This window comes from Brevundimonas huaxiensis, assembly GCF_014218725.1.
Classification (GTDB): domain Bacteria; phylum Pseudomonadota; class Alphaproteobacteria; order Caulobacterales; family Caulobacteraceae; genus Brevundimonas; species Brevundimonas huaxiensis.
The window spans coordinates 346,500-353,028 of sequence record NZ_JABBJE010000004.1 but is presented as its reverse complement, the minus strand read 5'-3'; the positions used below and the strand labels follow the sequence as shown (position 1 = coordinate 353,028).

The 6,529-nt window shown below is 67.5% G+C and carries 6 protein-coding genes and 1 tRNA gene; 6 read left to right on the top strand and 1 reads right to left on the bottom strand.

Features of this window, described 5'->3' with window-relative positions; genetic code table 11:
• Positions 1-259: 259 nt before the first annotated feature.
• Positions 260-335: transfer RNA gene (locus tag HF680_RS10780), tRNA-Ala, on the bottom strand.
• 163 nt (positions 336-498) lie between these two features.
• Between HF680_RS10780 and HF680_RS10775 the strand changes: the two genes are divergently transcribed.
• From HF680_RS10775 to HF680_RS10750, 6 genes are all read left to right on the top strand, one after another.
• Positions 499-804, top strand: a complete 306-nt coding sequence (locus HF680_RS10775) for a YggT family protein (protein ID WP_017504977.1) — start codon at positions 499-501, stop codon at positions 802-804.
• A gap of 104 nt (positions 805-908) precedes the next feature.
• Positions 909-1,790, top strand: coding sequence for a 3-hydroxybutyryl-CoA dehydrogenase (locus HF680_RS10770; RefSeq protein WP_185225042.1), 882 nt, complete (start codon positions 909-911; stop codon positions 1,788-1,790).
• The gene (locus tag HF680_RS10765; RefSeq protein WP_137720670.1) at positions 1,787-2,344 is read left to right on the top strand and encodes a phthalate transporter; all 558 of its coding nucleotides are present in this window, start codon (positions 1,787-1,789) and stop codon (positions 2,342-2,344) included. Before HF680_RS10770 ends, HF680_RS10765 begins: the two co-directional genes overlap by 4 nt.
• Positions 2,345-2,394: 50 nt before the next feature.
• A complete protein-coding gene (locus tag HF680_RS10760) occupies positions 2,395-3,633 on the top strand; it encodes a DUF418 domain-containing protein (protein WP_235968935.1) in 1,239 nt (412 codons plus the stop codon).
• A gap of 41 nt (positions 3,634-3,674) precedes the next feature.
• Positions 3,675-5,558, top strand: coding sequence for a cobaltochelatase subunit CobT (gene cobT, locus HF680_RS10755; protein WP_045809914.1), 1,884 nt, complete (start codon positions 3,675-3,677; stop codon positions 5,556-5,558).
• Positions 5,555-6,529, top strand: coding sequence for an esterase-like activity of phytase family protein (locus HF680_RS10750; protein ID WP_045809915.1), 975 nt, complete (start codon positions 5,555-5,557; stop codon positions 6,527-6,529). Before cobT ends, HF680_RS10750 begins: the two co-directional genes overlap by 4 nt.

The window sequence follows — 6,529 nt, the reverse complement described above, 5'->3', positions numbered from 1 at the left end:
ACGGCCCCGCCGAGCGATCAGCGCTGTCAGCTCTCGCGCGACGCGGCGTCCCGAGATCGAGGTGTCGGGGATCGCCGCCAGGCACTCGCGGGTGAAGGGGCCGTTTGGACGGTTTGTGTGACGAGGTGGTGCTACAGTCTCGGGACGGTGAACTGACTGTAGTAGAACGCTTTTTCGACGGTCTCTTGGGAGCCGTGTGTAGCAGCGTGGTGTCAGAATTATCGCCTGTTTCCGGCCAACCCCTTGAAATAACAGGGATTGGTGGAGCCGAGGGGAATCGAACCCCTGACCTCGTCATTGCGAACGACGCGCTCTACCAACTGAGCTACGGCCCCGTTTCCAGCGTGGGATCGGGTTTCACAGGCGTGGCGGACATAGAAGGCGGGCGGGCGTGGTGTCAACGGGCTTGTGCGCGCAAAGCGCGCACGTCGGATACGGCCGTTGTCGGAGCAGGGGCGAACAGGCTAGAAGCGCCGATCCAAGCAGGAGTTACCGTTCATGGGCTATGCGCTCGTCTGGTTGATCAACACCATCATCAGTCTGATGATCTGGTTCATCATCGCCCAGGCCATTCTGAGCTGGTTGGTGGCGTTCGACGTCGTCAACTATCGCAACCGCTTCGTCTATTCGGTCGGGACCTTCCTGGACCGGGTCACCGCGCCCCTGCTGGAGCCGTTCCGCCGCATCATTCCGAACCTGGGCGGCATCGACATCTCGCCCATCGTGGTGATCCTGCTGCTGCAGTTCATCAGCGTGCTGTTCAACCGCACGGCGGCGCCGGCCCTGATCCAGCTGCTCGGCTGAGGCGACACGGCGGACGGAAATCTGATGCGAGAGGGTTGATCCGCTCTTGCGCCGCGCGCCTTCCTTTCTAAAGGTGCCCGCCCGACCACTTTCGACCACGGTTCATGACCTCGATCACCACAGTCGCCGTTCTGGGCGCCGGACAGATGGGCGCAGGCATCGCGCAGGCGGTCGCGCTCGGGGGCTATTCGGTTCGCCTTTATGACGTCGTCGCCGACCGGCTGCCGCTGGCGCAGGGCGAGATCGCGGCCAGCCTGGCGCGTCACGTCGGACGCGGCCTGGTCGATCAGGCCGCCGCCGATGCGGCCCTGACCCGCATCACGACAAGCGACGGAATGGCCGAGGCCGTCGCCGGCGCCGATCTGGTCATCGAAGCGGCGCTGGAAGACGAGGCCGTCAAGAAGGCCATCTATGCGCAGGTCGTGCCGCACCTGGGGCCGCAGACCCTGCTGGCGTCCAACACCTCTTCGATCTCGATCACCCGCCTGGCGTCCTCGACGGACCGGCCGGACCGGTTCGTCGGCCTGCACTTCATGAAGCCGGCGCCGGTGATGAAGCTGGTGGAGATCATCCGCGGCATCGCCACCTCGGCCGAAACCCATTCCGCCGCCGTCGCCTTCGCCGAGAGCCTTGGCAAGACGACCACGGACGCCGAGGATTTTCCCGCCTTCATCGTCAACCGCATTCTGGTGCCGATGATGAACGAGGCCATCTTCGCCCTGTACGAAGGCGTCGGCAACGTCGCCTCGATCGACAAGGCGCTGCGTTTGGGCGCTAATCATCCGATGGGCCCGCTGGAACTGGCCGATTTCATGGGTCTGGACGTCGTCCTGGCCATCATGAACGTGCTGTATGACGGCCTGGCCGACAGCAAATATCGCCCCTGCCCCCTGCTGGTGAAATATGTCGAGGCCGGCTGGCTGGGCAGGAAGAGCGGACGCGGCTTCTATGATTATTCCGGCGCTGCGCCGGCGCCGACGCGATGAGCCGGTTCGAGAGCTATTCCGATCTTCCGGGTCAGGCGACCATCGCCGCGCGGCCTGGGCGGACGCCTCGGATTCTGGCCTGCCTGGCTGGCGCGGCCTGGCCGCCCCTGTGGTTGACCCTGCCCTTCTGGCGGCCGCACGCCTATCTGCCGGGTCGCGACATGGACTGGCGGCTGGTGGTGATGCTGATCGGCCTGATCACCGTGCCGCTGGCGCTTTATCGCGTGCTGAACGAGCGCAAGCGTGATGGCCGGCCCGGCACGCGTCTGGGCGTCGTCTGGCGCTTCATGATGTACGGCGGCTTGGCGGCGGCCCTGGTTCAGATCGTCGTCGCCCTGGGCATGAGCGTCATGGGCTGGTTCGAGGCCGGCGATGTGATGCAGGCCCTGGGCGCGACCGAGACCACCCTGCTGATCTTCGGGGTCGGCGGTCTGCCCATCGCCATGATCGTGGGCGTCAGCTACGCCTTATGGGCCGGGTTGTGCGCCGCCTTCATCGCCTTCGAGGCGCGGCCGGCGGTCAAGGACAGACTGGGCCTGATGCCCAAGGGCTGACAGGCGCACACGACGCCTGAGTTCGAGGATTGGGGGATCCGAGAATGACCATGGACGACACAAAAAAGGATGCGGCGGAGATCCTGTCGCCCGTCGCGGCGACCTCGCGCATCGCCAGCCTGGACGTCATGCGGGGCCTGGCGGTGCTGGGCATTCTGGCCGTCAATGTCGTTTCGTTCGGCCTGCCGGTCATGGTCTATCAGAATGCGAGCCTGAGCCCGTTTCCGGTCACCGGCGCCAACGCAGTGGCGCGCTGGACGATGGACGTCTTCTTCCACCAGAAGTTCATCACCCTGTTTTCGATGCTGTTCGGGGCCTCGATCTATCTGGTCGGGGGCGAGCGGGGCGATGCGGCGCGTGGCAAACTGCTGCGACGCCGGCTGTTCTGGCTGGCGGTCATCGCCCTGATCCACGGCCTGGCCTTCTGGTATGGCGACGTGCTGCTGCTCTACGCCTGGTCGGGCCTGTTCGTGATGCTGATGCGGTCGATGCGGGCCGGAACGCTGATCGGGATCGGCCTGGGCGTGACCCTGTTGCTGGGCGCAATGCAGGCGGGCGCGACCTGGCTGATGGTCGCCGGGCCGCCGGCGATCACAGAGGCGATGAACCAGGGCGGGCCGCATGACACCGCCGCCATGGTGACGGAGTCGATCGCCGCCTATCGCAGCGGCTGGGCCGGGGCGATGGGCCAGAACCTTGAGAACTGGCTGCTGCTGCAGGGCGCCAGCCTGACGATGTTCGTGTTCTCGACCGTGGCCCTGATGATGCTGGGACTGGGTCTGTTCAAGGCCGGCGTGTTCAGCGGCCGGGCGCCCAACGGGGTCTATGTCGCCTTGATCGGCGTCGGCGGGGCCGGGCTGGGCCTGCTGGGCGCGCTGGAATGGACCGAGGCGATGGCCCCGGCCGGAACCCACCCGACGCGCGGCCTGGCGGAGGTCGTCGCCTCCTTCCCCGTTTTCGTCACCCTGGCCTATGTCAGCCTGATCGTGCTGGCCACGACGCGAGGGGCGGCCTGGATCACGGCGGCGCTGCGGCCGGTGGGGCAGATGGCCTTCACCAACTATCTGACTCAGACCCTCATCATGACCTCGATCTTCTACATGCCGTGGGGACCGCGCCTGTTCGGGCGGGCCGACTATGTCCAGATGTGGGGCCTGGTCCTGGCGGTCTGGGCGCTGCAACTGATCTGGTCGCCCCTGTGGTTGTCGTGGTTCAGCATGGGACCGCTGGAGTGGGTTTGGCGCTGTCTGACTTACGGCCGTCGGGTGCCGATTTCAAAAGGCGGCTGACGGCGCTTTTATCGCGGGCGCGAAGCGATTAACTGAAGGCCATGGCCGCCCCGGATACTCCCGCCGAAACCTTCAAGCGCGCGCTGGGTCATGCCGCGCGGGCGCTGGCCGAACAGCCCGAACTGGAGGTGGTGTTCGGGTCCGACGGGCCCAAGCTGTCGAACGGCGTCCTGACCCTGCCCCATCCGCCGCGCGATCCGTCCGGGCCCGAGAGCGCGTCCTTGCGCGGCCAGGCCGACCGGCTGGCGCTGCGTCTGGCCAATCACGATGCGGCGGTGAACAGCCGGATGCGGCCGGCGGACGTCAAGGCGGCCGAGGTGTTCGATGCGGTCGAACAGGCGCGCGTCGAGGCCTTTGGTTCGGAACATCTGGCCGGGGTGCGCGACAATCTGGGCGCCGCCCTGATCACGCGGCTGGAAAAGACCGGCGCCCTGCGCATCAGCGAGGCCGAGCGCGTGCCGGTGTCCGAAGCCGTGGCGCTTCTGGTGCGCGAACGGCTGACGGGGCGCCCCGCCCCCGACGGCGCCCGGGCCATGCTGGATCTGGTGCGCGCCAACATCGAGGCCAAGGCTGGGGCCAAGCTGGACGCCCTGGCCGGCACGGCGGGCGATCAGGAGGGCTTCGCGCTGAAGATGCGCGAGGTGCTGCGCGCGCTGGACCTCGACCCCGGCGACGGGCGCGGCGAGGACACGTCCGAAGATCCCGGCGACGAGGAACCGCATCCTCAGGACCCCGCGGCCGACGACGATCAGGACGAGGAGGAAGAGCAGGACGGCGGCGAAGGCTCTCAGTCGATGGAGGGCGACGCCGACGATCAGTCTTCCGAGCAAGAGCGTGAAAGCCGCCCCGAGGGCGCGCCCGCCGATCCCGACGGCGAAGGCGCCGACGACGGCCCGGAACTTCAGGAAGGCCAGCAGCCGAACCGTCAGCAGACGGCCGACGACGGCCGCGCGGTCGATTTCTACCGCGTCTTCACCACCGCCTTCGACGAGGTGGTGGACGCCGCCGACCTGTGCGACCCGGTCGAGCTGGACCGGCTGCGCGCCCTGCTGGACGGCCAGCTGGCCATTCTGTCCAGCGTCGTTTCGCGCCTGGCCAACAAGCTGCAACGCCGGCTGCTGGCGCAGCAGAACCGCTCCTGGGTCTTTGATCTGGAAGAGGGGATGCTGGACACGGCGCGCCTGACCCGGATCGTCACCGACCCGACCGCCCCCCTGTCGTTCAAGGCCGAGAGCGAGAGCCCGTTCCGCGACACGGTCGTGACCCTGCTGCTGGACAACTCCGGCTCGATGCGCGGGCGGCCGATCATGGTGGCGGCGGTCTGCGCCGACATCCTGGCGCGGACGCTGGAACGCTGCGGCGTCAAGGTCGAGATCCTGGGCTTCACCACCCGCGCCTGGAAGGGCGGACAAAGCCGCGAGGCCTGGATCACCGCTGGCAAGCCGCAAAATCCCGGCCGCCTCAACGACCTGCGCCACATCATCTACAAGGCCGCCGATGCGCCCTGGCGCCGGGCCAAGAAGAACCTGGGCCTGATGATGCGCGAAGGTCTGCTGAAGGAGAATATCGACGGCGAGGCCCTGCAATGGGCCCACGGTCGTCTGCTGGCCCGCACCGAACAGCGCCGCATCTTGATGGTCATTTCCGACGGTTCGCCGGTCGACGACTCGACCCAGTCGGCGAATGCGGCGCTTTATCTGGACAAGCATCTGCGCCAGGTGATCGCCGAGATCGAGGATCGCTCGCCGGTCGAACTGCTGGCCATCGGCATCGGCCATGACGTGACCCGCTGGTATCGCAGGGCCTTGACGATCGTGGATGTGGAACAGCTGGCGGGGGCCATGACCGAGAAGCTGGCCGAACTGTTCGAGAACGAGGGTGCGGCCGGTCCCACCCGTCGCGCCAAGCGAAAGCTGGCGGCATGAGTCGTTTCGGCCGGCTGGCCAGTGTCTGGATCGCCCTGTCGCTGTCGGCCTGCGCCGCCTCGCTGGGCGCGCCGCGTCCCTATCCGTTGTCGTCGGACGGCTGGACGCCCCGGGTCGCGGAACTGCGAAGCGTCAGCCTGGGCCTGCCCGGCGGCACGCAGTTGGCTGACGGCGTGACGTTCGCCGGCGGCCTGCAGGTCAGCGCCGCGCCGACCTCGCCGCTGCACAGCCTGTCGGACCTGAAGCTGACCGGCGACGGCGGTTTCGTCACGGTATCGGACACCGGTGATCTGGTGCGCGGCGACATTCGCCTGGACGTCCGGGGGCGGCTGATCGGCCTGGATCATTTCCGCTCGCGTCGGCTGACGCTTCAGGATGGCGCTGCGATTTCCGACAAGTCGGACGGCGACGCCGAGGGCCTGGCCATCATCCCCTCCGGCGATCTGCTGGTCAGTTTCGAGCGGCGTCACCGCATCTGGAACTACGGCCCGTTGTCGGCGCTGAAGACCCAGCCGTCGCCGGTGCTGTCGCCCGACTTCGCCTTCACCGAGAACGACGGGATGGAGGGTCTGGCCGCTGCCCCCGGCGGCTGGCGCGTCTCTGGCGAGGCCGGCGGCGTCTGGGATTGCGCGACAGCGAGCTGCACGGTCGTCAGCGCGCCGCCTGCAACCCCCATCCCCGACAGCGAATACCGCATCACCGGCCTGGATCGCGACCCGTCCGGCCCCGGATGGTTGGTGGTCCAGCGCCTGTACCGGGCGCCCATCGACATGCGCGCGCGCGTTCGCCGCATGGCCCCCGACGGAACGCTGGGGCCGGTGTTGATCGAGCTGAAACTGCCGGGCACCACCGACAACTTCGAAGGGATCGCCGCAGAGACGCGCAACAGCAGGACCCGCCTCTACATCCTGTCCGACGACAACTTCAATCCGGCCCAGCGCACCCTGATGCTGGCCTTCGACCTGCGCTAG